Origin of the sequence: Inquilinus sp. NPDC058860 (genome assembly GCF_042743185.1) — a bacterium.
Lineage (GTDB): Bacteria > Pseudomonadota > Alphaproteobacteria > DSM-16000 > Inquilinaceae > Inquilinus.
Genome location: NZ_JBHYMS010000009.1, coordinates 133,240 through 159,273, shown reverse-complemented (window position 1 = coordinate 159,273; position 26,034 = coordinate 133,240). Strand labels below are relative to the sequence as shown.

Sequence of the window (26,034 nt, the reverse complement as noted above, 5' to 3'; positions counted from 1 at the left end):
GGGCTGGGGGCTCCATGGGCGAGCATCAAGACGGCACCGCCGACGTGAGGGCGAAAGGCAGGCTCAAGCTCGCGGTCCTCTACGGCACCCGGCCCCGGGACCTCGACCTCGTGCGCGGCGAGATCCGCCCCCTCGCGGATCTGTTCGAGCTGCCGATCGCCGGCGATCACATGCCGCAGATCCGCTCGCTGGAGCCGGATCTGGTCCTGGTCCATCTCGGCTCGCTGCCCAAACCCGTGGACGTCGCCTTCGCGCGCCGCGTCCTCGGCCCGCTGCGCGGCACGCGCAAGCTGGTCGTCATCGGCGACCGGGACCTGCTGTCCGCCAGCGAGCTGGCCTTCGACCTGATCGGCCATGTCGTCTATGACGGCGGCCTCGGCGACGCGGCCATCCGCATGCTGATCCGGCGCAACCTCGCCTTCCTGGCCGGCTTCCGGCGGAAGATCGGCCGGATCGATTCCACCCTCGACCGCGTGGCCGACCTCAGCCACGACATCGTGGCCCAGCATGCGGAGATGCTGAACCTGCATCGCGACGGCGCGGCCGAAACGGGCCCTGCCGGCGGAGGAGCCCCCGCCATGACCGACAGCCCCGTCGCCCTGATCGATGCCTCGCTGGCCATCATCAAGTCGCTCGCCGGCGCGCTGGGCGACGAATTCGTCAGCGTCGAATATGTCCAGATCCTGATGTATCTGCACCGCAGCCGGCTGGCCGGCCGGGGCGGCGTGTCGGTCAGCGAGCTGTGCGGCCTGATCGACGCGCCCTATTCCACCACCGTCCGCCGGATCGACGAGCTGGCCAAGAAAAGCTACCTGCGCAAGAGCGTCGACCCCATCGACAAGCGCCGGATCAACATCGAGATCGCCGGCCCGTCCGTCGCCGTCGTCGAGCGCTTCCTCGGCGGGTTCAAGGCCTCGATCGGCGGGCTGCTGGGGGGCTCCGGCGGCGCTTTGTCCTGACGGACGGCCGACATCCGACAGACTTGATCGGCACTGCATAAATTCTCATCGCGGCGGGGCCGAACCCGCGCAGAACTCATCCGCTTCAGACAAATTCCGATCGCATAGGTATTGCAGGCCCCCGCTTGACCCGGCCTTCGGGACCGGGCACCGAAGCGGGGGCGGCGGCGCCGAGCACCGGGGCCGGACGTCGAGATCATCTCATCATCTTCTTGCCATTGCGACGAAACCCGCTCCATCATGGGCCGTCACTCCGGTTCGGATGGCCGGCCGACCGCATCCGCGGTCCTGGATCGTTGCCTTCGCGGGGACCGACTGACGCGTCGCGTGCTTATGCGCGGCGCCATCTATCTATCCTGGGAGGCGAGCGATGCCGATCGGCACCGTGAAATGGTTCAACAGCACCAAGGGCTTCGGGTTCATTCAGCCGGAAGGCGGCGGGCCGGACGTGTTCGTCCACATCTCCGCCGTCGAGCGCGCCGGGCTGCGCGGCCTCAACGAGGGCCAGCGGGTCTCCTACGAGGAGCAGATGGACCCGCGCCGCAACAAGTCGTCGGCCGAGAACCTCAAGGCCGTCTGACCCTGCTCAGACCGCGTCCTGGTCGGGTTGCCGCCCGCCCAGGGCGCGGGTCAGCTCGCGCGCGGTGTCGCGCAGCAGCGGGCCCAGCGCCGCGGCCCGCTCCGCGGTCAGGCGGGTGGCGAGGCCGGAGACCGAGATCGCGCACAGCGCCTCGCCCTGCGCGTCGTGGACCACGGCGGCGACGCAGCGCAGACCGGTGACGAACTCCTCGTCGTCGACCGCATAGCCGCGCCGGCGGATGAGCGCGAGCTCCGCCGCCAGGCCGGCGGCGACGGTCAGCGACCGGGGCGTCAGCCGCGGCAGGCCGTGCCGGGCGACCACCGCCGCCACATCGGCCTCGGAATAGGTCGACAGGATCGCCTTGCCCATGCCGGAGGACGCCATCGGCGCCCGGCCGCCGACCCGGGTGATGGCGCGCATGATCTCGCGGCTCTCGACCTGGGTCAGGCACACCATCTCGCCGTCGTCGGCGACGCCGAGATTGGCGGTCTCGCGCGTCTGGTCGCGCAGCCGGCGCAGGAACGGCAGGGCCGGGGCGACGAAGTTGCGCTGCCGCACGAAGGCGGCGCCGACGGCGAAGGCCTGGCGGCCCATGTGCCACATTCCGTCCGACGGGTCGAACTGCACGAAGCGCCGCTGCTCCAGCGTCGTCAGCAGGCGGTGCACGGTCGAGGGCGACAGGCCGGTGCGCAGCGCCAGGTCGGTCAGCCGCGTGCCTTCCTCGTCCTCGCCCAGGGCCTCGAGCAGCGACAGCGCCCGCTCCACCGACTGCACGCTGCCCGACCGCGGGGCGCCGTCCGCCTTGGCCGGCGCCGATCGCCTTTCTCTCATGACTCCATCCGACCTGAGGCCGTGCGGGACGCCGTCCCGCCCAAGGCTGTAGACTGCTTCATAGCATCGGCGGTTTCCGCATCGCGGGAAACTTTTCGCGGCGCCCTGGACCGCCCGTGGCCGTTCGACTAGCCGGATGAGCATGGCCCTTCAACCACGGCGCTGCACATGACCTATGTTTCCCGGCACACCCTGAGGGTGGCCTCGTCCCTGGCGGATCTGGTCGAGCGGGAGATCGCCCCCGGCACCGGCGTCGACCCGGACGCGGTCTGGCGCCATTTCGCCGCGATCGTGGCGGAGCTCGGCCCGGTCAACCGGGCGCTGCTGGCGGAGCGCGACCGGCTGCAGCAGCAGATCGATTCCTGGCATCGGGAGCGGCGGGGCCAGACCCTGGACCCGGCCGAGTACCGAGCCTTCCTGACCGGCATCGGCTATCTGCGCGAGGAGGGGCCGGACTTCGCCATCGACACCGCGAATGTCGACCCGGAGATCGCCACCATCGCCGGGCCGCAGCTGGTGGTGCCGGTGATGAACGGGCGCTTCGCCCTGAACGCCGCCAATGCCCGCTGGGGCAGCCTGTACGACGCGCTGTACGGCACCGACGCGATCCCGCAGACCGGCGACCTGGCGCCCGGCGCCGGCTTCAACCGCAAGCGCGGCCAGGCGGTGATCGCCGAGGCGGCGCGGCTCCTGGACACCGCGATCCCGCTGGTCGCGGGGAGCCACGGCAAGGTCGCGGAGTACCGCCTGACCACCGGCGCGACGGCGGCGCTGGAGATCGTGCTCGCCGACGGCTCGACCACCACCCTCGCAGACCCGGCGCAGTTCGTCGGCCATGCCGGCGAGGACGGGACGCGCAGCCTGCTGTTCCGCAACCACAACCTGCATGTCGAGCTGCAGATCGACCGGTCGCACCCGATCGGCGCCGACAACCCGTCGGGCGTGAAGGACGTGGTGCTGGAGGCGGCGATCACCACCATCCAGGACTGCGAGGATTCGGTCGCGGCGGTCGACGCCGAGGACAAGGTCGCGGTCTACCGCAACTGGCTGGGGCTGATGAAGGGCGACCTGTCCGAGACCTTCGTCAAGGCCGGCAAGACGATGACCCGCCGGCTGGCGGAGGACCGGACCTACACCGCCGTCGGCGGCGGCACGCTGACCCTGCCGGGCCGCAGCCTGATGCTGGTCCGCAATGTCGGCCATCTGATGACCACCGACGCGGTGCTGGACCAGGACGGCAACGAGGTGCCGGAAGGCTTCCTCGACGCCATGGTCACCTCGCTCTGCGCCGTCCACGACCTGAAGAAGACCGAAGGGCCGCGCAACAGCCGGGCCGGCAGCGTCTACATCGTCAAGCCGAAGATGCACGGGGCCGACGAGGCGGCGCTGACCGACGCGCTGTTCGGCCGGGTCGAGGATGCGCTGGGCCTGCCGCGCCACACGCTGAAGGTCGGCGTGATGGACGAGGAGCGGCGGACCACGGTCAACCTGAAGGAGTGCATGCGCGCGGTGCGGCACCGCCTGGTGTTCATCAACACCGGCTTCCTCGACCGCACCGGCGACGAGATCCACACCAGCATGCTGGCCGGGCCGGTGCTGCCGAAGGGCGACATCAAGGACGCCGTCTGGCTGTCCGCCTATGAGGACAACAATGTCGACCAGGGCCTGGCCGCCGGGCTGAAGGGCCGGGCGCAGATCGGCAAGGGCATGTGGGCCAAGCCCGACACCATGGCCGAGATGCTCGCCGCCAAGATCGGCCATCCCCGCGCCGGGGCCAGCACCGCCTGGGTGCCGTCGCCGACCGCGGCAGTGCTGCACGCCACGCACTACCACGCGGTCGACGTGGCGGCGCGGCAGGAGGAGCTGCGGTCGCGGCCGAAGGCGAAGCTGGACGCGATCCTGACCCCGCCGCTCTTGGGCGGCCGCAACCTGGCGGCGGAGCAGGTGCAGCGCGAGCTGGACAACAACGCCCAGGGCATCCTGGGCTATGTCGTGCGCTGGATCGACCAGGGCATCGGCTGCTCCAAGGTGCCGGACATCAACGATGTCGGGCTGATGGAGGACCGCGCCACGCTGCGCATCTCGTCCCAGCACATCGCCAACTGGCTGAAGCACGGGCTGTGCACCGAGGCGCAGGTGCGGGAGACGATGCGGCGCATGGCGGCGGTCGTGGACGGCCAGAACGCCGGCGACCCGGCGTACCGGCCGATGGCGCCGGATTTCGACCGCAGCATCGCCTTCCAGGCGGCGCTGGACCTGGTGCTGTTGGGCCTCGATCAGCCCAACGGCTACACCGAGCCGATCCTGCACCGCCGCCGCCGTGAGGCGAAGGCGGCGGGCTGAACAGAGAGGCACCGGCGGCGAGACAGCAGATTGGGGCGCCTCGCCGCCGGCTCCCGATCTCGTGCCCGAGACCAGTTCCGCTGCTCAGGTGGGGTTCGACAGCGGCGACTCCAGACAGTGCCCGACACCCGGCCGCGCGTCAGTTCGGCCGATCGGATGCTCCATAAGGCCGGCCATGCACCCTGTGGTGGATCCGGTCCGGACCGCCCTGCCCGAATTCATAAAACCATTTGACGAACTTCCCGGCCGGGATCACGCTCCGGGTCGGGAGGCTGCATGGCGACGCGGCTGAAGGGCACGAACCAGGATCTCGGACGGCCGTACAACCGGCGCATCGTGCTGGAGGCGGTGCGCCTGCACGGGCCGATCTCGCGCGCCGAGATCGCCCGGCTGGTGGCGCTGAGCCCGCAGACCATCACCAACATCATCCGCGAATTCGAGGAGATCGGCCTGCTGACCGCCCGGCGCGAGACGCCGAAGGGGCCGGGCCAGCCGGCGATCGAGCTGGCGATCGACCCCGACGGCGGCTTCGCCGTCGGGCTGCAGCTGATGCGCGACCGCCTGCGCGGCCTGCTCTTGGACCTGACCGGCGCCGTGCGCGGCCGGATCCAGACCGACCTGCCCGCCGCGACACCCGACACGGCGCTGCCGGCGATGGCGGCGATGGTGCAACGGCTGCGCGCCGCGGCGCCGGGGCGGGTGCTGGGCGTCGGCCTGGCCATGCCCGGGCCCTTCGATGTCGAGGCGATGAGCTTCGTCGGCCCCACCACCCTGGCCGGCTGGGCCGGCGTGAAGGTGGCGGAGCGGCTGCGGCAGGTCACCGGCCTGCCCGCCTTCGTCGGCGGCGACGCCCCGGCGGCGGCGCTGAGCGAGGCGATGTTCGGCCTGGGCCGCAGCCTGCGCGACGTCTTCTACATCCATTTCGGCTTCGGCCTGGGCGGCGGCCTGGTGGTCGACGGCCAGGTGCATCAGGGCGCCTGGGGCAATGCCGGCGAGTTCGGCCACATGCCGATCGTGCCGGGCGGCCGCGCCTGCAGCTGCGGCAACGAGGGCTGCCTTGAGACCTATGTCTCGGTGCATGCGCTGCGCACCGCGCTGGCCGAAGCCGGGGTGGCGCTGGACCCGGCCGATCCGGGGGCCGCCGATCATCCCGCCGTCGCCGCCTGGATCGAGGCGGCGGTGCCGCCGCTGCGCCGCGCCATCTGCACCATCGAGAACCTGCTGGACCCCGCCGGCGTCGTGCTGGGCGGGGAGATGCCGGAGCCGATCCTGCACCGGCTCGCCGGGCGGCTGGAGCCGCTGCTGCCTTCGGTCAGCCGGCGCAGCGACCGCACCCATCCGCGCCTCGCCTTGTCCGCGATCGGCGCCGACAACGCGCTGGTCGGGGCGGCGGTGCTGGCCATCTCCGGCCTGCTGTCGCCGCGCTCCGGCCTGCTCTTCGCCGAGGCCGAGCCGGCTGCCGTGCCGCCGCCGGCGCGGCGCGCCACCGCCATCGCCACGGAGGGACGGGCATGACCGACACCGCCCAGATCGCAGCCGCGGGCCGGGAGCTGCTGCGGCTGGAGCACATCCAGATGCGCTTCGGCGCGGTCACGGCGCTGGCCGATGTCGGCTTCGGCGTGCGCGCCGGCGAGGTGCTGGCCCTCCTGGGCGACAACGGCGCCGGCAAGTCGACCCTGGTCAAGATCATCTCCGGCGGGCTGCAGCCGACCGCCGGCCGGGTGGTGTTCGACGGCGAGGAGTGCCGCTTCGCCAGCCCGGCGGACTCCAAGGCGCGCGGCATCGAGACGGTCTACCAGGACCTGTCGCTGTGCATGAATGTCGACGTCGTCGCCAATTTCTTCATGGGCCGCGAGCTGACCCGGAAGGTCCTGGGCATTCCGGTGCTGCGCGAGCGCGAGATGCAGGCGATCACCGAACGCGCCCTGGGCGCCGCCGGCACCCGCATCCCGTCGGTCCGCACCAATGTCGAGCACCTGTCCGGCGGCCAGCGCCAGGTGATCGAGCTCAGCCGCTTCGTCCATTGGGGCGGCAAGATGGTGATGCTGGACGAACCCTTCGCCGCGCTCGGCGTCGAGCAGACGCGGCGGGGACTGGAGATGATCGCGCGGGTGCGCGACCAGGGCGTCGCCGTGATCCTGATCACCCACAACATGACGCATGCCTTCCAGGTGTCGGACCGGATCGTGGTGCTGCGCCACGGCCGGGTGTCCGGCGACGTGGCGACGGCCGGGACCAGCCCCGAGGAGGTGGTGCGGATGATCACCGGCGACGTGACGCAGCGCGTCGCCTGAGAAACCAGAAACAGAGGAGGCAGCATCATGCGGATTGCGAGACGGACCCTGGGGGCGGCCGCGATCGCCCTCGCGGCGCTGGCGGGCACGGCCGGGGGCGCAACCAGCGCCTTCGCCCAGGACAAGGGCAAGGTGTACTACCTGGTGCCGACACTGCTGGATGAGTTCCAGACCGAATCGGTGGCGGTGATCACCAGCACGATGAAGCAGGCCGGCTACGAGACGGTGTCGCTGGACGCCCAGAACCGCACCGACCTGCAGCTGAACCAGATCGACGACGTGATCAGGCTGAAGCCGAAGGCGATCGTGCTGGCCGCGGTCGATTTCGATTCGGTGGTGCCGGGGGTGGAGCGGGCAAGGGCCGCCGGCATCCCGGTCTTGGTGTTCGACCGGCAGATCAAGAGCACCGCGTTCGACCTGACCTCGGTCGCCGGCACGGTCGAGATCGGCGAGATCGCGGCCGACCAGATCCAGGGCCTGCTGAAGGCCCGCCACGGATCGGTGAAGGGCAAGGTGCTGCAGATCCTGGGCGACCCGGGCGACAGCTACACCCTCGACATCCAGAAGGGCTTCGAGGCCAAGATGAAGGCCTTCCCGGACGTCCAGATCATCACCCAGGCGGCGCTGCAATGGGAGGCGACCAACGCCGGCAACATCGCCTCGGACCAGCTGCTGACCAACCCGGACATCGACCTGGTCTTCGTCCATGCCGCGCATCTGGCGGTGCCCGTGGCCGCGATCCTGGAGGCCAAGGGCAAGAAGCCGGGCGACGTCATGCTGGTCAGCTCGAACGGCGCGCCGGTCGGCCTCGACCTGATCCGCAAGGGCTGGGAGCAGGTGGAGGTGGAACAGCCGCTCTATGCCCAGGCCTATGGCCTGGCGATGTTCATCGACAGGATCGTGGCCAAGGAGGAGCTGAAGCCCGGCACCTATGACGTGCTGGGGCTGAAATCCGAGCTGACGATCGAATCCTGGGGCCCGAACCTGAAGATCCCGGGCGCCGCGATCACCAAGGCCAATGTCGACGACCCGCGCTTCTGGGGCAACCTGAAGCCGCCGGCCACGCCGGTGCAGCCGGTGAAATGACGCGGGCGAAAACCTTCGAGCGCCCCTCCCTCACCGTCATTGCGAGGAGGCGAAGCCGACGAAGCAATCCAGGGGTTGCCGCGTGCTGCCCTGGATTGCTTCGCTGCGCTCGCAATGACGGCGGAGGGAGTTGCGGCAGCCCCTTCCCTGAGGACCCGATGATGGACCGCACCGTGGCCCAGCCCGCTTCCCCGACCGCCGGCCGGCGCGCCTGGATCGAGCCGGTGCTCGACAACCTGGTCTGGCTGATCCTGCTGGCCGTGCTGACGATCTTCTCCCTCGCCATCCCTGGCTTCTTCCAGACCGGGATCTTCACCAACATCCTGGAGCAGTCGACCTTCGTCGGCATCCTCGCCGTCGGGCTGTCGCTGGTGATCATCGCCGGGCAGATGGACCTGTCGATCGAATCGACCATGGCGCTGGCGGCGATGATCACGGCCCTGCTGTTCGGCACCGCCGGCGCCGGGCTGGGCTGGACGCTGGATCCGCCCTGGCTGGCGGTGCCGGTCACGCTGGTCGGCGCGGTCCTGGTGGGGTGCGTGGTCGGGCTGGTCAACGCCGTGCTGGTGGTGCGGTTCAGGATCAACGCCTTCATCGTCACCCTGGCCGGCTACATCGCCCTGCGCGGCGCGGTGGTGGCGTCGTCCGGCGGCCGGTCGGTCTTCGGCCTGCCGGCCGAGATCCGCGCCGTCTCGACCAGCAGCCTGTTCGGCATTCCGGTGCCGGGCCTGATCCTGATCGCGGTGTTCGTCGTCTTCGGCTTCATCCTGAGGAAGACGCCGTTCGGCCGGCACCTGACCATGATCGGCGGCAATCCCCAGGCGCCGTTCCGCGCCGGGATCAAGGTCGACCGGCTGGTCATGATCGCCTTCGTCCTGGCCGGCGGCCTCTCCGCCTTCGCCGGCTGGCTCCTGGCCGCCCGCACCGCCGGCGCCACCGCCAATCTCGGCGTCGGCATGCTGTTCCAGACCTTCGCCGCGGTGGTCATCGGCGGCGTCAGCCTGAAGGGCGGCATCGGCGGCCTGTCCGGCGTGTTCGCCGGCGTGCTGCTGCTGGCCGCGATCCAGACCGCGATCAACGTCATGGGCATGCCGCCGCATTACACCCAGGTGATCCAGGGCGTCCTCGTGCTGGTCGCCGTCCTGCTGGACACGCTGAAGACCTCGATCCGGAAGCGGTATCTGTAGCGCTGGCTGCCCTGTCGCGCCTGTTCAGGTCCCCGCCCCTTGCGGGCAGGACAAAGGGGGCCGAAAAGAGGGTCGACATGTGCATGCCGCAGCCATTGCCCGAGGTCAGCCGATGGACCGCACCGCGGCCCAGCCAGCGTCCCCGACCGCCGACCGTCGCCGCCGCGCCTGGGCCGGGCCGGTGCTCGACCACATCGTCTGGCTGATCCTCCTGGCCGTGCTGGCGGCGTTCTCGCTGACGGTTCCCGGCTTCTTCCAGGCCGGCACCTTCACCGGCATCCTGCAGCAGTCGACCTTCATCGGCATCCTCGCCATCGGCCTGTCGCTGGTGATCATCGCCGGGCAGATGGACCTGTCGATCGAATCCGTGCTGGCGCTGTCGGCCATGACGACGGCGCTGCTCCTCGGCACCACGGGCCCCGGGTTGGGGTGGACGCTGGACCCGCCCTGGCTGGTGGTGCCGGCGACTTTGGCCGGCGCGATCCTGCTGGGCGGCCTGATCGGCCTGGTCAATGCGACGCTCGTGGTGCGGTTCAGGATCAACGCCTTCATCGTCACTCTCGCCGCCTACATCATTCTCTTCGGCGCGGCGGTGGCGTCTTCCGGAAACCGCGCCGTGGCCGGCCTGCCGGCTGAGCTGCGCGCCGTCGGCACCGGCACGATCCTGGATGTTCCGGTGCCGACCTGGATCCTGGTCGCGGTGTTCCTGGCGTTCGGCCTCGTCCTGGCCAGGACCCCGTTCGGCCGGCGCCTGCGCGTGACCGGCGGCAGCCGGCCGGGACCGGACGGGGCCGGCCGGCTGGTGACGATCGCCTTCGTCCTGTCCGGCGGCCTCGCCGCCTTCGCCGGCTGGCTGCTGGCGGCCAGCACCGTCCGCGTCACCCCTTATCTCGGCGTCGGCATGCTGTTCGAGACCTTCGCCGCGGTGGTGATCGGCGGCGTCAGCCTGAAGGGCGGCGCCGGCCGCCTCTCCGGCGTCTTCGCCGGCGTGCTGCTGCTGAGCGCGATCCGCACCGCGATCGACCTCATGGGCATGCCGCCGCACTACCTGCAGGTGATCCAGGGCACGCTGGTGCTGGCGGCCGTCCTGCTGGACACGCTGAAGCCCTCGATCCGCAAGCGGTATCTCTAAGAGACCGTTTGGAAATGCGCTGGCGTGAGTCGGCTGGCGGTGGTTTCGAGAACCGGCGCGCAGCGGACGTTTGAGTCCGTGAGCACCGGAAGCGCAGAAACCGCCGTCAGACGGCCACGCCAGTAGCATTTACAGACGGTCTCTAAGCCGCGCCCTCCAGCGCGGCCAGGAACCGGCGGCGCCAATGGCCGATGTCGTTGCCGCGCAGCACCCGCATCAGCGCGGCGTGGCGCTCGCGCCGCTCCTCCACCGGCATGATCAGGGCCCGCTCCAGCGCCTCGGCCACGCTCTCGACGTCGAAGGGGTTGACGATCAGCGCCGCGTCCAGCTCCTCCGCCGCGCCGGCGAACTCCGACAGCACCAGCACGCCCGGGTCCTCCGGGTCCTGCGCCGCGACATACTCCTTGGCCACCAGGTTCATGCCGTCGCGCATCGGCGTCACCAGCCCGACCCGGGCCGAGCGGTAGAAGCCCAGCAGCGTCTTGCGCGGCACGCTCTTGTTCAGATAGCGCAGCGGCACCCAGTCGATATCGGCGAACTCGCCGTTGATCGCCCCGGCCAGGCTCTCCAGCTGGTGCCGGATCTCCTGGTATTCGGCGACGTCGCTGCGGGTGGGCGGCGCGATCTGCATGAACGACACCCGGCCGCGCCGGTCCGGCCAGCGCTCCAGCAGGGTGCGGAACGCCTCGAAGCGGCGCGGCAAGCCCTTGGAATAGTCGAGCCGGTCGACGCCGATGATCAGGTCGCGCCCGACCAGGCTGTCGCGCAGCCGGTGCGCCGACCGCATGTTCCAGGCCGCCGGGGCGTCGGCCGCGATCTCCTCGGTCTCGATCGAGATCGGGAAGGCCTCGACCACGATCCGGCGGCCGTCGATCTCGACCCGCCCGTCGGTGGTCTCGCGCCAGTTGCGGTGCCAGGCCGAGAGCAGGGCGTCGCGGTCGCGCGCGGTGTGCAGCCCGACCACGTCATAGGCGGCGAGGTCCTGCAACAGCGCCTGATAGGTCGGCAAGGTGCGCAGCACCTCCGGCACCGGGAACGGCGTGTGCAGGAAGAAGCCGACCGGCGCCGTCACGCCGCGGTCGCGCAGCGCCCGGCCGAGCGGGATCAGCTGGTAGTCGTGCACCCAGATCCGGTCGCCGGGGCGCAAGAGCGGCAGCAGGGCGTCGGCGAACAGGCCGTTGACCCTGCGGTAGCCGTCCTCCGCCGCCCGGCTGTAATGGGTCAGCTGGATCCGGTAGTGGAAGATCGGCCACAGTGTCGAATTGGCGTGGCCGTTGTAGTAGAGGTCGAAATCCGTCTGGGTCAGGTCCAGCATCGCATAGGTCAGCGGCCCGGCGCGCTTCAGCCTCGGCTGCGCCGTCGCCTCCGCCACCAGCCTGCCGCTCCAGCCCAGCCAGACACCGCCGGTCTCCTTCAGTGCCGCGAGCACCGCGACGGCGAGGCCGCCCTGCGGCGCCTTGCCCTCCTCCACCGGGGCGATGCGGTTCGAGACCACGATCAGGCGGCCCATGCCGGTCCCTTCTCGTCAGCGGGAGGCGGCCAGATGCGCGATCCAGGCGCGCATGGCCGCGGGATCAGGCAAACGCCGGTTCGCCACGGTCGGTTCCCTGTCGCCGACCTGGAGCGCGACACCGCCCCGGCGCAGCGCCGCGGCGAAGGCGTCCTCGTCGGTGACGTCGTCGCCGGCGGCCAGCGGCCGGCGGCCGGCGAAAGGGGCCAGCGCCAGGAAGCGGTCGACCGCCGCGCCCTTGTCGACGCCGTCGGGCTTGAGCTCGACCACCATCTTGCCGGCCAGGGCATGCCAGCCCGGGGTTCCGGCCAGGAGCGCGTCGGCGAAGGCGATCACCTCCGGCCCGAGGGCGGGCGCCTGGCGGTAGTGGATCGCCACCGCGGCGCCCTTGGGTTCGACCCGCAGGCCGGGCTTTTCGGCGGCGAAGCCCGCCAGGGACGAGGCCAGCCGGTCGAGCACCGCGCGGTCGACCGGAACGCGCTCGATCGGCCCGGCCGGAGTCGCGCGCCATTCCAGGCCGTGCTGGCCGGCAGCGGGCGGGAGGAGCGGCGCGAACAGCCGGTCGAGATCGGCGATGGCCCGGCCGGAAACCAGGGCGAGGCCACCGCCGACCCGCGTGGACAGCCGCTCGAGATCGCCGATCAGGCCGGGCGGCACCACCACGTCCTCGGGCCGTTCGGCCAAGTCGATCAGGCAGCCATCGACGTCGAGGAACAGGGCCATGCCGGAAATACTGTCGGCGAAGGCAGTCGAGTCGATGGTCTGCGGCGCCATGCGCGGTCAAATCTCCATGTCAATTTTCCGTAAAGATTGCCGATCCGGAACGAAGCCGGACACGACAACAGACCCACCGGCCGCCGGATCTGGCCGGCAGATCAGTGCATCTATTGTCTGTTTTAAGGACGACAAGCCGATATTGCAAGAAGGGGCCAACAAGGCCAGATCAGCCGCCCGCGTTCATCCCTGCGAATCATACCAGCGGTCGAAGCATTGATCCGTCATGGCGAGCCCCGAAGGGGCGTGGCCATCCAGCGGTACCGCCCTCTGGATGGCCACGTCGGCTTCGCCTCCTCGCCATGACGGGGAAGAGAGCGAAGAGTCGATTTCACACAGGACGTCTGATCCGCCGGCGCGGGGCTCCAGGCTCAGTCGGCGTAGCCGATGCGGGCGCGGACGAACTCGCCCTTGATCGACACCAGCGGCCGGTCGGCGGCGGCGGCGGGGATGGTGCTGTCGACGACGGACACCCGGGCGTCGACCTGGTAGCTGACCGGGGTGCCGCGGCGGAAGCCGAGGTCGAGGTCGGCGGCGTCGGCCTGGATGCGGATCGCCTGGCCCGGATCGTCGGCGCGCAGGGTCGCCTGCAGCGCCCGGGCCGACAGGTCGAGCGTCCGGGCCTGGCCGGCCAGCGACAGCTCGGCCGCCTTGGCCTCGACTGCGACGGCGCCGAAGCGGCCGTTCAGCGTGGCCGAGACGGCGGCCGGCCGCAGGGACAGGTCGGCGCCGGGCCGGAGATTGAGCGACAGCGACGGCCGGCAGTCGCGCGGCCAGACCGAGGACTGCTCGCGGACGTCGACGGTGAGGACGCGGCCCTCGAGCCGCAGGGTCGCGGCGCAGTCCTCCGACCGCCGCAGCGTCGCCAGCAGCGGCCGGCCGGGATCGGTGGTGGCGGCGACGGACAGGCCGCCGCCGGTCACCACCACCATGTCCACGCCCGACAGATCGACCGGCGCGGCGAGATCCGCCGCGGAGGGATCGGCGGTGCCCAGTCCCGCCAGGAAGGCCAAGGTCTGCAACGAACCCATCACGATCCCTCCTCAGTCGGCCGGTCGCGCCGGCCCGGTTTCAGCGATGCGCCATCGTCAGCGGTACAGCGGCGCCCGGTTGGCGACCGCCATCCAGCCGCGGACGATGCGGTAGGCGGTCCACAGCCACAGCAGGCCCAGGAGCGGCCAGCCGACCAGCACCCAGGTCAGGGCGCCGAACAGGAGGCCGAGCAGCAGGAACGCCCAGAAGGTGCGGATCGCCCAGGTGAAGTGGTCCCAGCCGACCGTGCCGCGGGCGTCGCCGCGCGCCAGATAGGCGATGACCACGCCGATCAGCATCGGCAGGGCGGTGAACAGCGAGACGGCGTAGATCGCATAGACCACATGGCCGACCGTGCTCAGGCTGCCGCGCGTGCCGCGCGGCGAGACGATGTCGTAATCCGGTCGGTAGGAAGCGGCCATTTCTGGCTCCTTTCTTCAGATGAGGGTCCGGAGACTCAACGACCTTCGAGGTCGCGGAAGTCCCGGTTCAGCTTGAACTCGCTGGAGGTGACGTAGCGCTCCATCCCCACCAGGCGCTGCTCCAGCTCGCGGAAGTTGTGGCGGATGGCGGAGAAGGTGTCGGCCGGCTGGACCGAGACCGAGCGCCAGAACACCTCCTCGTCCGGGCTGCGGTACAGGAGCCGCGGCCGGCGCTTCAGGAACACCGCCGCCGCCAGATAGGCGATCAGGATGTGCGGGAAGAAGATGAACCCCAGGACGACAGTGCCGAAGCGGACCTTGCCGGGCGAGACGCCGAAATAGGCGGCGATCCCGGCGCAGACGCCGAGGAACACCCCGTTGTCCGGATCGCGGTACAGGCGATGCGGGTTCGGCGATTCGGTGAAACGGTCGGTCACGGCGTCGGCCTCCGCCACTGCGGCGCCTCGGCGTCGAGGATCTTCTCGAGCGTCTGGATCCTGAGCTCCATCCGCTTGGCGCTCTCCCACAGGTCGACCAGCATGCGCTCGTCCTCGCGCGACAGCGTCCGGGACGATCGCCAGCGGGTGACGTAGTGCAGCACCAGCCAGATCGGCGCCACGATCACCAGGAAGACGATGACCGGGACGAAGAAGAAGGCGTGAAACATGTCCGTCCTTGCGTCTGCGGCCCGGCGGTTCCCGCCGGGCCGGTTTGACGAAACCGATCAGGAACCGCTGCGGCCGAGGCGGGCCTTGATCGCCTGCAGCTCCTTCTCGACGCCGCCCTCGGCCTCGAGGTCGGCGAACTCGTCGCTCAGGCTCTTGCGCCGGCCGAGGTCGAAGGACTCGACCTGGCCTTCCAGCGTGTCGATCTTGCGCTCGATCTGCTCGTAGCGGGACAGCGCCTCGTCGATCCGGCCGTCATGCAGCTGGGTGCGGATGCGGATCTGGTCGCGCGCCGCGTCGTGCCGGATGGCGAAGGATTTCTGCTTGTTCTTGGCCTCGGTCAGCTTGGCCTCGAGCCGGCCGAGATCCTCGTTGGTCTTGGCCAGCGCGGCCTCGATCGTCTCCAGCTCGCGGCGCAGCAGGTCGGCCGCGGTCGCGGCCTGGGCCTTGGCGACGAGCGCGCCCTTGGCCAGGTCCTCGCGGCCCTTCTCGACCGCCAGCTCGGCCTTGCGCTGCCATTCGGCCTGCGCCGCCTCGAGCTGGTCGCTCTTGCGCAGGATGTCCTTCTTCTCCGCGATCGAGCGGGCGGCCGCGGCGCGCACCTCGACCAGCGTGTCCTCCATCTCCTGCACGATCAGCCGGACGATCTTCTCGGGATCCTCGGCGCGGTCGAGCATGGAGTTGATGTTGGAGTTGATGATGTCGCCAAGGCGGGAAAAGATACCCATCACACGGTCCTCTTTCGATCCATAGGTCTGCCCGGAAGCTCGTCCTGGTGAGTCGGCTGGCGTGGTTTTCGAGAACCGGAGCGCAGCGGACACGAAGGCCCGTGAGCACCGGAAGCGCAGAAAGCCGCGTCAGACGGCCGCCGGGGCGAGTTTGCGGGCGGGCTGTTACAGGAACAGGGAAGCGATCAGCACCCCGGCGCCGAAGAACACCCAGTTCTCGGTCGGCCGGCTGGCGATCCAGGCCAACAGGCGCTCGCCCGTGCGGCGCCAGCCGGCGGCTCCGGCGCTGCGGCCATAGCGGGTGCGGGTGCCGGTCGGGTCGAAGCCGTAGCTCATTGGTCCTCCTCGAGCCCCGATGCGTTCGGGTCGTTCCCAGGATTGCAAGGACCGTGCCAGAGTCGGATCCGGCCGGATTCCGGGCTTTCCCGAATGCACCCCTTGATCCTTCGGCGAAAATTTCCGACTCTTCGGGAAATTTCGCCGAAGGGGACTCATGGCCGACGGTCTGCCGCATCTGCTGGGCGAGGCGCCGGCCTTCGCCGACCTGCTGGACCGCGTCTCGGCCGCGGCGCCCCTGGACCGGCCGGTGCTGGTGATCGGGGAGCGCGGCACGGGCAAGGAGCTGATCGCCGCCCGGCTGCACTTCCTGTCGACGCGCTGGGACCGGCCCTTCGTCAAGCTGGACTGCGCCGCGCTGTCGCCCGAGCTGCTGGAGAGCGAGCTGTTCGGCCACGAGGCCGGCGCCTTCACCGGGGCGGTCCGGCGCCATGTCGGCCGGTTCGAGCGCGCCGACGGCGGCACCCTGTTCCTGGACGAGCTGGCCAATGCCGGCCTGCGGGTGCAGGAGAAGCTGCTGCGCGTGATCGAATACGGCGAGATCGAGCGGGTCGGCGGCACCCAGACCATGACGGTCGACGTCCGCGTCGTCGCCGCCACCAATGTCGACCTGCCGGGCGAGGTCGCAGCCGGGCGGTTCCGCGGCGACCTCCTGGACCGGCTGGCCTTCGACGTGCTGACGGTGCCGCCGCTGCGCGCCCGGCCGGAGGACATCCCGCTTCTGGCCGCGCATTTCGCGCAAGCGATGGCGCATGTCCTCGACCGGCCGGGCTTCCCGGGCTTCGCTCCCGCGGCCATGACGGCGCTGCAGGGCCATCCCTGGCCCGGCAACATCCGCGAGCTGAAGAACGCGGTCGAGCGCGCGGTCTACCGCACCCCGCCGGACGAAAAGGTGAGCGGGATCGTGCTCGACCCCTTCGCCTCGCCCTGGCGGCCGAAAGGCCTGCAAACCGGGGCCGGAGCCGAGGCCCCCGCCGCCGCGGCGCCGGCCCTGCCCTATGATTTTCGGGCGGAGATCGCGGCGGTCGAGACACGCTGGCTGGAGGCGGCGCTGCAGGCCCATGGCGGGCATCAGGGCCGCGCCGCCACGGCGCTCGGCCTGGGCTACGACCAGCTGCGGCACCTGCTGCGCAAGCACGGCCTGTCCGCGCGATCGGGGGGAGAGGACGCATGAAGACCGTGCTGATCACCGGCTGCAGCTCCGGCTTCGGCTTCGCCGCGGCCCGGCGCTTCGCCGCCGCCGGCTGGTCGGTGCTGGCGACGCTGCGCGGTCCTGCGGATCGGCCGGAGGCCGCGGCGCTGGCCGCCATCCCGGGCGTCACCGTGCTGCCGCTCGACGTCACCGACCCGGCGCAGCGGGCGGCGGTCGCGGCGGCGGTGGCCGATGGCCTCGACTGCCTGATCAACAATGCCGGCTACGGCCTGTACGGCCCGGTCGAGGCGCTGGACGACGATCAGGTCCGGCGCCAGCTCACGACCAACCTGGAGGCGCCGATCCTCCTGACCCGCGACCTGCTGCCGGCGCTGCGCCTGAGGCGCGGCCGGGTGATCAACATCTCCTCGGTCCTCGGCTTCATCGGCACGCCCTTCATGGCGATCTACTGCGCCAGCAAGCACGGCCTGTCCGGCTTCAGCGAGGCGCTGCGCCTGGAGCTGGCGCCGCACGGCGTGCAGGTCTGTGCGGTCGAACCCGGGCGCCACGACACCGGCTTCAACGCCCGGCTGGACCATCCGGCGCCGGCGGCCGATTCGCCCTATCGCCGGAAATACGACCGGGCCGTGGCCCGGCGGGCGGCGCTCGGCGGGGTGGCGCCGGAGCGGGCGGCCGCGATCAGCGACCGGGCGGCGGCGCGGCTGCTGCGCCTGGCCGAGGCGCGGCGGATGCCGGCGCGGCTGCGCCTGGGCACCGATGCCAAGCTGGTGTTCTGGGTGAAGCGGCTGCTGCCGGCCGCCCTGTTCGACCGGCTGATGATCGCCGCCACCAGCCGCGGCATCAACTGATCAGCGGCGGCCCAGGGCGAAGGCCGGCACCGCGCCGATCTCGACCGGCCTGTCGCTGCCGCAGGCGAAACCCCGCGCCCGCTCGTCGGCCAGCCTGCGCGCCGCCTCGTTGGCGCCGGGGTCGCCGGTGGCCGCCACCAGCCCGACGACACAGCCCTGCCGGTCCGCCGGCTGCCCGACCCTGGACACGACCAGCACCTCGGTCCGCTGGCCTTCCGCCCCCTCGACGGTCCGGCGGTGGATCGTGGCGAAGGGCGTGCCGCCGTCGATCCGCCATTCGATCCGCGGCCCGACGCTGTTGAAGGCGGCGAAGGTCTCGAACGGCCTCTCGCCGGCCGGCGGGAAGCCGTAGAAGACCGAAGACCGCAGGTCGGCGATCGAGAGCAGCACCGGATAGCCGCGCCAGCCGCTGCACACCAGGTCCTGCCAGTCGCCGTCATCCGGGCCGGCCGCGGCCACCGTCGCGCAGTCCCGCTCCGGGTCGAGCTCGGTATAGGCGCTGGCGGTCTCCCCGGCCGCCGCCGGGCCGAGCCCGGCGAGAAGGGCCAGGCCGATCAGGGCGTTTCGCATCGGAGTCCTCCGCTCGAACCGGGAAACGGTAACGGATTTCCTCCCGCACTGCGAAAAGGCGATTGCACCGGCCGCCCCGACTCAGGCAGGGTTTCGAAAATCCTAAAATCCTTGCGAATGCACCGTCCTCGGGGAGGCACCATGAAGCGGAGCGCTGTTGCTGTCGGGCTGCTGGTCGCGGGCTTCGCCCTGCCGGCCGCCGCCCAGGTCTCGGGCAACGTGGTCAAGATCGGCGTCCTGAACGACCAGTCCGGCGTCTATGCCGATTACGGCGGCAAATGGTCGGTCGAGGCCGCCAGGATGGCGGTCGAGGATTTCGGCGGCAAGGTGCTGGACGCGCCGATCGAGATCGTCTCCGCCGACCACCAGAACAAGCCCGACATCGGCTCGAACATCGCCCGGCAATGGTTCGACGTCGACGGCGTCGACATGATCAGCGAGCTGACCACCTCCTCCGTCGCCCTCGCGGTGCAGGCGCTGGCCGCCGAGAAGCACAAGGTCACCATCACCTCCGGCGCCGTCACCGCCGACCTGACCGGCAAGGCCTGCACCACGACCGGCTTCCACTGGGCCTTCGACACCCATGCGCTGGCGGTCGGCACCGGCGGCGCGCTGGTCGACCAGGGCGGCGACAGCTGGTTCTTCCTGACCGCGGACTACGCCTTCGGCTATTCGCTGGAGGAGCAGACCAGCAAATTCGTCACCTCCAAGGGCGGCAAGGTGCTGGGCAGCGTGCGGCACCCGCTGAACACCACCGACTTCTCCTCCTTCCTGCTGCAGGCCCAGGCCTCCGGCGCCAAGGTGGTCGGCCTCGCCAATGCCGGGCTCGACACCGCCAACGCGATCAAGCAGGCGGCGGAGTTCGGCATCGTCGCCGGCGGCCAGAAGCTGGCCGGCCTCCTGTTCACCCTGGCCGAGGTGCACGGCCTCGGCCTCGAGGCGTCGCAGGGGCTGGTGCTGACCGAGGATTTCTACTGGGACCGCAACGACGAGAGCCGGGCCTTCGCCCAGCGCTTCTTCGAGCGCACCCAGCGCATGCCGAACTCGGTCCAGGCCTCGGAATACTCCTCGGTGCTGCAGTATCTGAAGGCGGTGCAGGCCGCCGGCACCGATGACGGCGAGAAGGTCGCCGCCAAGCTGAAGGAGCTGCCGGTCGACGACGTCTTCGCCAGGAACGGCAAGGTGCAGCCGGACGGCCGCATGGTGCACGACATGTACCTGTTTCAGGTCAAGGCGCCGTCCGAGAGCAGCAAGCCCTGGGACTACTACAAGCTGCTGGCCACCATCCCCGGCGACCAGGCCTTCCTGAACCCGCAGGAGAGCGGCTGCCCGCTGACGGCGGCGAAATAACGGATCGATGGCGGAGTCCCAGCCGATCCTGGTGGCGGAGGGCCTGACCAAGGCCTTCCGCGGCTTCCTCGCCGTCAAGGGCGTGGACCTCAGCGTGCGCGAGGGCACGATCCACGCCCTGATCGGGCCGAACGGCGCCGGCAAGACCACCGTCTTCAACCTGCTGACCAAGTTCCATCAGCCGACCGCCGGCCGCATCGCCTTCCGCGGCCAGGACATCACCCGGCTGAAGCCGGCCGAGGTGGCGCGGCGCGGCCTGGTGCGGTCGTTCCAGATCTCGGCCGTGTTCCCGCATCTGACCGTGCTGGAGAACGTCCGGGTGGCGCTGCAGCGGCCGGAAGGCCTGTCGCGCCAGTTCTGGCGCTCGGACCGGGTGCTGCGCCGGCTGGACGAGCGCGCCCTCGACCTGATCGAGGCGGTCAACCTGACCGAGTTCGCCCGCACCGCCGCGGTCGACCTGTCCTATGGCCGCAAGCGGGCGCTGGAGATCGCCACCACCCTGGCGCTCGACCCGCCGATGCTGCTGCTGGACGAGCCGATGGCCGGCATGGGGCATGAGGAGATCGGCCGCATCGCCGACCTGATCCGCAAGGTCGGGGCCGACCGCACCGTGCTGATGGTCGAGCACAACCTGTCGGTCGTCGCCGATCTCTGCCACCGGGTCACGGTGCTGCAGCGCGGCGAGATCCTGGCCGAGGGCAGCTACGCCGAGGTCTCGGCCGACCCGCGGGTGCGCGAGGCCTATATGGGGTCCGAGCATGGCTGAGCCCCTGCTCCATGTCCGCGGCCTGCAGGGCTTCTACGGCGAGAGCCACGTGCTGCACGGCGTCGACCTCGACGTGTTCCCGGGCGAGACCGTGACCCTGCTGGGCCGCAACGGCGCCGGCAAGACCTCGACCCTGCGCGCCGTCATGGGCATCCTGCGCCGCCGCCAGGGCACCATCCGGATGGATGGCGCCGACCTGATGGCGACGCCGCCGCACCGGATCGCCCGCGCCGGCATCGGCTATGTGCCGGAGGAGCGCGGCATCTTCGCCTCGCTGTCGGTGGCCGAGAACATGACGCTGCCGCCCAGGGTGGCCGAGGGCGGCATGAGCCTGGCCGAGATCCACCGCCTGTTCCCGAACCTGGCCGAGCGGGCGTCGAGCCAGGGCACCAAGCTGTCGGGCGGCGAGCAGCAGATGCTGGCGATCGCCCGGGTGCTGCGCACCGGCGTGCGCCTGCTGCTGCTGGACGAGCCGACCGAGGGGCTGGCGCCGGTGATCGTGCAGCGCATCGGCGAGGTGCTGCGTACGCTGAAGGCCCAGGGCATGACCATCCTGCTGGTCGAGCAGAACTTCCGCTTCGCCAGCACCCTGGCCGACCGCCACTACGTGATGGAGGACGGCCGGGTGGTGGCCGAGATCCGGCGCGAGGAGATGGCCGGCAAGATGGATCTGCTGCATGAGACGCTGGGGGTCTGAGATGAAGGGCAGCAGCAAGCTTCGTAGGTTGGGTTCGCCCTCGCGAACCCAACATCGCGCCGACCGCACCAATGTTGGGTTCGCGTGCCGCGAACCCAACCTACGTCGCGGGATGGGGACCGCACCATGATCCCGCTGCTCGGCATCCCGACCCAGGTGCTGTTCGGCCAGCTGCTGTTGGGGCTGATCAACGGATCGTTCTATGCCCTGCTCAGCCTGGGCCTGGCCGTGATCTTCGGCCTGCTCAACGTCATCAACTTCGCCCATGGCGCGCAGTACATGCTGGGCGCCTTCGCCGCCTGGATGCTGCTGAACTTCCTCGGCATCGGCTACTGGCCGGCGCTGGTGCTGGCGCCGATCGCGGTCGCGATCACCGGGATCGTGCTGGAAAAGCTGTTCCTGGCGCGCCTCTACCGGCTCGACCCGCTCTACGGCCTCCTCCTGACCTTCGGCGTCACCCTGATCCTGGAGGGGCTGTTCCGCAGCCTGTACGGCACCTCGGGCCAGCCCTACAGCCCGCCGGCGATGCTGACCGGCGCGGTCAACCTGGGCTTCATGGTGCTGCCGATCTACCGCGGCTGGGTCGTCCTGGCCTCGCTGGTGATCTGCTTCGCCACCTGGTTCGTGATCGAGAAGACCCCGCTCGGCGCCACCCTCCGCGCCGCCACCGAGAACCCGACCCTGGTCCAGGCCTTCGGCATCAACGTGCCGCGGATGATCACCCTGACCTACGCCTTCGGCGTCGGCCTGGCCGGCCTGGCCGGGGTGCTGGCGGCGCCGGTCTACCAGGTCAGCCCGCTGATGGGGTCGAACCTGATCATCGTCGTCTTCGCCGTGGTGGTGATCGGCGGCATGGGGTCGATCCTCGGCGCCATCGTCACCGGCTTCGCACTCGGCATCTTCGAGGGGCTGACCAAGGTGTTCTACCCGCCGGCCTCGAACATCGTGGTCTTCGTCATCATGGCGCTGGTGCTGCTGGTCCGCCCCGCCGGCCTGTTCGGGCGGGAGCGCTGAGATGGCGGCGATCGACCGGGGCCAGGCGGAAGGCCTGAACGGGACGCGGATCGCCATCGCGCTGGCGGTCGCGGTCCTGGCCCTCGGCGCGCCCTATGTCCTGTACCCCGTCTTCCTGATGAAGCTCTTGTGCTTCGCCCTGTTCGCCTGCGCCTTCAACCTCCTGATCGGCTATGTCGGCCTCTTGTCCTTCGGCCACGCCGCCTTCTTCGGCGGCGCCGCCTATGTCACCGCGCATGCGGCGAAGATCTGGGGCTGGCCGCCGGAGCTGGCGATCCTGGCCGGCACCGCCGCCGCCGCAGGGATGGGGCTGGTGATGGGCTTCCTGGCGATCCGCCGCCAGGGCATCTACTTCGCCATGATCACCCTGGCGCTGTCGCAGATGGTGTTCTTCGTCGCCCTGCAGGCCCCCTTCACCGGCGGCGAGGACGGCATCCAGTCGGTGCCGCAGGACCGCATGTTCGGCCTGCTCGACCTGTCGGATTCGCTGACCTTCTACTATGTCGTGCTGGCGATCTTCGGCCTCGGCTTCTTCGTCATCTGGCGCATCGTCAACTCGCCCTTCGGCCAGATCCTGAAGGCGATCCGCGAGAACGAGCCGCGGGCGATCTCGCTGGGCTACCGGGTCGACGCCTACAAGCTGACCGCCTTCGTCATGTCGGCGGCGCTGGCCGGCCTCGCCGGCGGCACCAAGGCGCTGGTGTTCCAGCTGGCCTCGCTGACCGACATCCAGTGGCAGATGTCGGGCGAGGTGATCCTGATGACGCTGCTCGGCGGCATCGGCACGCTGGTCGGCCCGGTGGTCGGCGCCGGCCTGGTGGTGACGCTGCAGAACTACCTGGCCGAATCCGCCCTGCCGGTGACGGTGGTGACCGGCGCGATCTTCGTCGTCGTCGTCCTGCTGTTCCGCCGCGGCATCGTCGGCGAGATCGCGCATTGGCTGCGAAGGAAGAGCTGACATCGTAGGTTGGGTTCGCCGCTTGGCGAACCCAACAGCCCGCCGTCCCCGTGCTGGGTTCGCTACGCGAACCCAGCCTACGCAGCCATCCTCACCACCTCCCCGTCCCCACCCAGCTCAGGCTGGCGTCGTAGGTGCTGCCGCTCCTCTGGCCTTCCAGGGCATAGCGCAGGGCGTCGATGGCGTGGTTCTCGCGGTCCTCCAGCTCGGGCAGGACGTCGCCGGTGCGCGGGTCGGTGCGCCAGCTGTACAGCGCCAGCTCGTCGATCAGGTGCCGGCAGCGCGGATGCACCAGGATGTCGCAGCTCTTCAGGAACTCGACGCCCTCCTTGACCGACCCGGCGCCCTTCGCCGCCGCCCGCAGCCGCGGGAAGCCGTAGCGCTGCATGTAGCTGATCGTCTCCGGCCGGGCGCCGTCGGCCACGATCGGCCAGTCGCGCGCCCCCGGCACCGTGTCGAACAGCGCCGGCGTGCGGTCGATCTCGCAGCCGACCCGATAGGCCTCGTGGTCGACATGCAGCGTCCGGCCCACCAGGAAGCAGCGCACCAGCACGGTCGGGTCGCGGGCGAAGCCCCAGTCGGCACCGAACAGGAAGCGGGCCTTGGCCGGCGTCTCGAACGGCTCGACCCGCCAGTTGCGGAACACCCGCGCCTCGCTGATGCGCTGATAGCCGCCCAGCCAGACATGCTGGTACTTGTCCGGGTCGCGCTCGCGGTCCCATTCCATCTCCGCCTTCAGCACCTTCGGGAAATGCGGGTTCGCCATCCAGTTGGCCTCGATCAGCGTGGTTCGCGGCGGCTTCGCCCCGGCGCGGAACAGCTGGTCGACCGGGTCGTCCGGCCGGGTCGGGTTCCAGGAGAACCACAGCTCCGACTCCGGCCTGCGGATGGTCGGGCGCAGCAGCTCCAGGCTGCGCTTCGACAGCGACTGCGCCTCCTCCACCCAGGCGATGTCGTAGCCCTCCAGCGACTTGATGCTCTCCGCCGTGTGGTTCTGCATGCCCTGGAAGATGATCCGCCCCTCACCCGGCCCGAGGATCCGGTCGGCCTGGACGGTGAAGGCGGCGCCGAGGCCGAGCGCCTGGATCTTGTCCTCGATCAGCCGCTTCACCGACTGGTCCAGCGACCGCTGCACCTCGCGGATGCACACCGCCCGGGTCGGCCGCTCGAAGCAGCGCCGCACCAGGAGCTCGGCGAAGACATGCGACTTGCCCGAGCCGCGCCCGCCATGCAGCGCCTTGTAGCGCGACGGCTTCTTGAGACCCCGGAAGGTGGGCGCCAGCCTCAGCCGCGGCGGGGCCAGCGGCGCCCGCGGCGCGGCCGGTGCCGCCGGTACGGCCGCGGCCTCCGCCCCGTCCGGCGCCGTCCCGGTCCCATCCGGTGCCGGCCTTGGCAGGATCGGCATGGGCAGCGGCATCATCCTGCGTTGGTCCAGCCCCAGGGCGAGGCAGAATTGCCGGAACGCCTCCTCGACCGACGGCAGGCCGGCGAAATCATGCTCGTTCAGGCCCTTTCCCAGGCGGTCCGGGACGATCTCGCACAGCTGGCGCACCGCCCGCCCGTCCGGCCCCTGCCCCTCGGCGTGCATCGCGATCGCCTGCATGAGGCAGCCGGCCAGGACCTCCGGCTTGTGCAGCAGGCGGCAGCCGACGGTCCCGGGGTTCTTCTTCGAGTAGCCGGCCCCCAAGGCCGCCTGGGACGCGACGCCGTGGCTGAGAAAACACGCGATGAAATGCCAATGGCTCTTCTTCAGCTGCTTCAGCTCCATCCCGTCCTCGCATGAAAAAGCCCGCCGCGGCGGGGCCGGGCGGGCGCAACTCTTCGACTGTGCCTGGATTATGCGGCGCGATGCGGCATCATGTCAAGAACAAAAAGGGAACATATCGAGATGCCGGCTCCTGGCCCGTCATCCGCTTATTCGGTGACAGTGCAGTTTTTGGGCGCCATGCTATGCTGACGGCGCAGGACGGGAGGGGCCATGGCTCGGCTGGCGCGTGCGGTCTTTCCGGGGCTTCCGCACCATGTCACCCAGCGCGGCAACGGACGGGCGCAGACCTTCTTCTGCGACGCGGATTACGCGCTCTACCGCGACCTGCTCGGCACCCACTGCGCGGCGGCGGAGGTCGAGGTCTGGTCCTGGGTGCTGATGCCGAACCACGTCCATCTGATCCTGGTGCCGAGCGATCCGGACGGTCTCCGCCGGGCGCTGGCGCCGGTGCACCGGTACTATGCCGGCCACATCCATGCCCGGCTCGGGCGCAGCGGCCATTTCTGGCAGGGGCGTTTCGGCTGCGTCGCGATGGATGAGGAGCATCTCGGGGCGGCGCTGCGCTACGTTGCGCTCAATCCGGTGCGGGCCGGGCTGGTGGAGCGGGCGGCGGACTGGCCCTGGTCCAGCGCGCCGGTCCATCTCGGCCGGATCGAGGCGGACGGCCTGACCGCCGCGGAGCCTGTGCTGTCGCGCCATCCCGATTTCGCCGCGGTCCTCGCCGCCGGCGAGGACGAGGCGGCGTCGATGCGGTTGCGGCGGGCCGAGCAGATCGGCCGGCCGCTCGGCGGCCGCGAGTTCCTGGACCGGCTCGAACGCGAGAGCGGCAGGCCTCTCGCTCCGGCCAGACGCGGGCGGAAGCCTGCTAAAAGTGCACTGTCACCGTAATTCTGGCCTGTGACCCGGGTAACAACGGCTTGAAGAGCTTTTTTCATAAGTTCCGCAGTCGGATCGGTCGCAGTCTGGAACATGGGAGGCCGAAATGCCTCGAACAAACACTCTTGCCGCCCCGCCGGAGCTTCCTTCCGCCG

At 70.4% G+C, this 26,034-nt stretch carries 27 protein-coding genes; 16 read left to right on the top strand and 11 right to left on the bottom strand.

Annotated features, from left to right (window positions below; translation table 11 throughout):
- Window positions 1–14: 14 nt before the first annotated feature.
- Both ACFW16_RS08875 and ACFW16_RS08870 read left to right on the top strand, forming a co-directional pair.
- Window positions 15–959, top strand: coding sequence for a hypothetical protein (locus tag ACFW16_RS08875; protein WP_380303927.1), 945 nt, complete (start codon window positions 15–17; stop codon window positions 957–959).
- Between the two features lie 370 nt (window positions 960–1,329).
- On the top strand, window positions 1,330–1,539 hold the full coding sequence (locus tag ACFW16_RS08870; protein WP_380303925.1) for a cold-shock protein: 210 nt from the start codon (window positions 1,330–1,332) through the stop codon (window positions 1,537–1,539).
- A 6-nt stretch (window positions 1,540–1,545) separates the two neighbouring features.
- Here ACFW16_RS08870 and ACFW16_RS08865 read toward each other — a convergent pair whose 3' ends face one another.
- On the bottom strand, window positions 1,546–2,370 hold the full coding sequence (locus ACFW16_RS08865) for an IclR family transcriptional regulator (protein WP_380303923.1): 825 nt from the start codon (window positions 2,368–2,370) through the stop codon (window positions 1,546–1,548).
- 168 nt (window positions 2,371–2,538) lie between these two features.
- Here ACFW16_RS08865 and ACFW16_RS08860 point away from each other — a divergent pair, with 168 nt between their 5' ends.
- From ACFW16_RS08860 to ACFW16_RS08835, 6 genes are all read left to right on the top strand, one after another.
- A complete protein-coding gene (locus ACFW16_RS08860; protein ID WP_380303921.1) occupies window positions 2,539–4,713 on the top strand; it encodes a malate synthase G in 2,175 nt (724 codons plus the stop codon).
- Between the two features lie 276 nt (window positions 4,714–4,989).
- Window positions 4,990–6,228 carry an ROK family protein gene (locus ACFW16_RS08855; protein ID WP_380303919.1) on the top strand — a complete coding sequence of 413 codons (1,239 nt, stop codon included), beginning with the start codon at window positions 4,990–4,992 and terminating at the stop codon, window positions 6,226–6,228.
- Entirely contained in the window at window positions 6,225–7,007 is a 783-nt protein-coding gene (locus ACFW16_RS08850; protein ID WP_380303917.1) for an ATP-binding cassette domain-containing protein, read from the top strand. The genes ACFW16_RS08855 and ACFW16_RS08850 overlap by 4 nt, the downstream gene beginning before the upstream one ends.
- Window positions 7,008–7,034: 27 nt before the next feature.
- Complete coding sequence (locus tag ACFW16_RS08845) at window positions 7,035–8,093, top strand: sugar ABC transporter substrate-binding protein (protein WP_380303915.1); 1,059 nt, start codon at window positions 7,035–7,037, stop codon at window positions 8,091–8,093.
- A gap of 158 nt (window positions 8,094–8,251) precedes the next feature.
- Entirely contained in the window at window positions 8,252–9,280 is a 1,029-nt protein-coding gene (locus ACFW16_RS08840) for an ABC transporter permease (protein WP_380303913.1), read from the top strand.
- 112 nt (window positions 9,281–9,392) lie between these two features.
- Window positions 9,393–10,412 carry an ABC transporter permease gene (locus tag ACFW16_RS08835; RefSeq protein ID WP_380303911.1) on the top strand — a complete coding sequence of 340 codons (1,020 nt, stop codon included), beginning with the start codon at window positions 9,393–9,395 and terminating at the stop codon, window positions 10,410–10,412.
- Window positions 10,413–10,554: 142 nt separating this feature from the next.
- On the opposite strand, the gene otsA is transcribed toward ACFW16_RS08835, so the two are convergent.
- The 8 genes from otsA to ACFW16_RS08795 all read right to left on the bottom strand — a co-directional run bounded on the left by otsA (window position 10,555) and on the right by ACFW16_RS08795 (window position 15,879).
- Entirely contained in the window at window positions 10,555–11,922 is a 1,368-nt protein-coding gene (gene otsA, locus ACFW16_RS08830; protein WP_380303909.1) for an alpha,alpha-trehalose-phosphate synthase (UDP-forming), read from the bottom strand.
- Between the two features lie 15 nt (window positions 11,923–11,937).
- Window positions 11,938–12,696: a trehalose-phosphatase gene (gene otsB, locus ACFW16_RS08825; protein ID WP_380303907.1), complete on the bottom strand. Its 759-nt coding sequence runs from the start codon at window positions 12,694–12,696 to the stop codon at window positions 11,938–11,940.
- A gap of 371 nt (window positions 12,697–13,067) precedes the next feature.
- Complete coding sequence (locus tag ACFW16_RS08820; RefSeq protein WP_380303905.1) at window positions 13,068–13,727, bottom strand: hypothetical protein; 660 nt, start codon at window positions 13,725–13,727, stop codon at window positions 13,068–13,070.
- A gap of 57 nt (window positions 13,728–13,784) precedes the next feature.
- Entirely contained in the window at window positions 13,785–14,150 is a 366-nt protein-coding gene (locus ACFW16_RS08815) for a DUF4870 family protein (protein WP_380303903.1), read from the bottom strand.
- Window positions 14,151–14,185: 35 nt separating this feature from the next.
- A complete protein-coding gene (pspC, locus tag ACFW16_RS08810) occupies window positions 14,186–14,587 on the bottom strand; it encodes an envelope stress response membrane protein PspC (RefSeq protein ID WP_380303901.1) in 402 nt (133 codons plus the stop codon).
- Complete coding sequence (pspB, locus tag ACFW16_RS08805) at window positions 14,584–14,817, bottom strand: envelope stress response membrane protein PspB (RefSeq protein ID WP_380303899.1); 234 nt, start codon at window positions 14,815–14,817, stop codon at window positions 14,584–14,586. The genes pspC and pspB overlap by 4 nt, the downstream gene beginning before the upstream one ends.
- Before the next feature lie 57 nt (window positions 14,818–14,874).
- Complete coding sequence (pspA, locus tag ACFW16_RS08800; protein ID WP_380303897.1) at window positions 14,875–15,543, bottom strand: phage shock protein PspA; 669 nt, start codon at window positions 15,541–15,543, stop codon at window positions 14,875–14,877.
- A 165-nt stretch (window positions 15,544–15,708) separates the two neighbouring features.
- The gene (locus tag ACFW16_RS08795; RefSeq protein ID WP_380303895.1) at window positions 15,709–15,879 is read right to left on the bottom strand and encodes a hypothetical protein; all 171 of its coding nucleotides are present in this window, start codon (window positions 15,877–15,879) and stop codon (window positions 15,709–15,711) included.
- 157 nt (window positions 15,880–16,036) lie between these two features.
- On the opposite strand from ACFW16_RS08795, the gene pspF reads away from it, so the two are divergent.
- The gene (pspF, locus tag ACFW16_RS08790) at window positions 16,037–17,053 is read left to right on the top strand and encodes a phage shock protein operon transcriptional activator (RefSeq protein WP_380303893.1); all 1,017 of its coding nucleotides are present in this window, start codon (window positions 16,037–16,039) and stop codon (window positions 17,051–17,053) included.
- Complete coding sequence (locus ACFW16_RS08785) at window positions 17,050–17,880, top strand: SDR family NAD(P)-dependent oxidoreductase (protein WP_380303892.1); 831 nt, start codon at window positions 17,050–17,052, stop codon at window positions 17,878–17,880. The genes pspF and ACFW16_RS08785 overlap by 4 nt, the downstream gene beginning before the upstream one ends.
- Here ACFW16_RS08785 and ACFW16_RS08780 read toward each other — a convergent pair whose 3' ends face one another.
- Complete coding sequence (locus ACFW16_RS08780) at window positions 17,881–18,450, bottom strand: hypothetical protein (RefSeq protein WP_380303890.1); 570 nt, start codon at window positions 18,448–18,450, stop codon at window positions 17,881–17,883.
- A 141-nt stretch (window positions 18,451–18,591) separates the two neighbouring features.
- Here ACFW16_RS08780 and ACFW16_RS08775 point away from each other — a divergent pair, with 141 nt between their 5' ends.
- From ACFW16_RS08775 to ACFW16_RS08755, 5 genes are all read left to right on the top strand, one after another.
- On the top strand, window positions 18,592–19,800 hold the full coding sequence (locus tag ACFW16_RS08775) for an ABC transporter substrate-binding protein (protein WP_380303888.1): 1,209 nt from the start codon (window positions 18,592–18,594) through the stop codon (window positions 19,798–19,800).
- Between the two features lie 7 nt (window positions 19,801–19,807).
- Complete coding sequence (locus tag ACFW16_RS08770; RefSeq protein ID WP_380303886.1) at window positions 19,808–20,566, top strand: ABC transporter ATP-binding protein; 759 nt, start codon at window positions 19,808–19,810, stop codon at window positions 20,564–20,566.
- Window positions 20,559–21,263, top strand: coding sequence for an ABC transporter ATP-binding protein (locus tag ACFW16_RS08765; protein ID WP_380303884.1), 705 nt, complete (start codon window positions 20,559–20,561; stop codon window positions 21,261–21,263). Before ACFW16_RS08770 ends, ACFW16_RS08765 begins: the two co-directional genes overlap by 8 nt.
- Window positions 21,264–21,389: 126 nt before the next feature.
- The gene (locus ACFW16_RS08760) at window positions 21,390–22,277 is read left to right on the top strand and encodes a branched-chain amino acid ABC transporter permease (RefSeq protein ID WP_380303882.1); all 888 of its coding nucleotides are present in this window, start codon (window positions 21,390–21,392) and stop codon (window positions 22,275–22,277) included.
- 1 nt (window position 22,278) lies between these two features.
- A complete protein-coding gene (locus tag ACFW16_RS08755) occupies window positions 22,279–23,235 on the top strand; it encodes a branched-chain amino acid ABC transporter permease (protein ID WP_380303881.1) in 957 nt (318 codons plus the stop codon).
- A gap of 91 nt (window positions 23,236–23,326) precedes the next feature.
- Here the strand turns inward: ACFW16_RS08755 and ACFW16_RS08750 are convergent, their stop codons facing one another.
- On the bottom strand, window positions 23,327–25,003 hold the full coding sequence (locus ACFW16_RS08750; RefSeq protein WP_380303879.1) for a PBSX family phage terminase large subunit: 1,677 nt from the start codon (window positions 25,001–25,003) through the stop codon (window positions 23,327–23,329).
- A 210-nt stretch (window positions 25,004–25,213) separates the two neighbouring features.
- On the opposite strand from ACFW16_RS08750, the gene ACFW16_RS08745 reads away from it, so the two are divergent.
- A complete protein-coding gene (locus ACFW16_RS08745) occupies window positions 25,214–25,891 on the top strand; it encodes a transposase (protein ID WP_380303877.1) in 678 nt (225 codons plus the stop codon).
- Window positions 25,892–26,034: the final 143 nt, after the last annotated feature.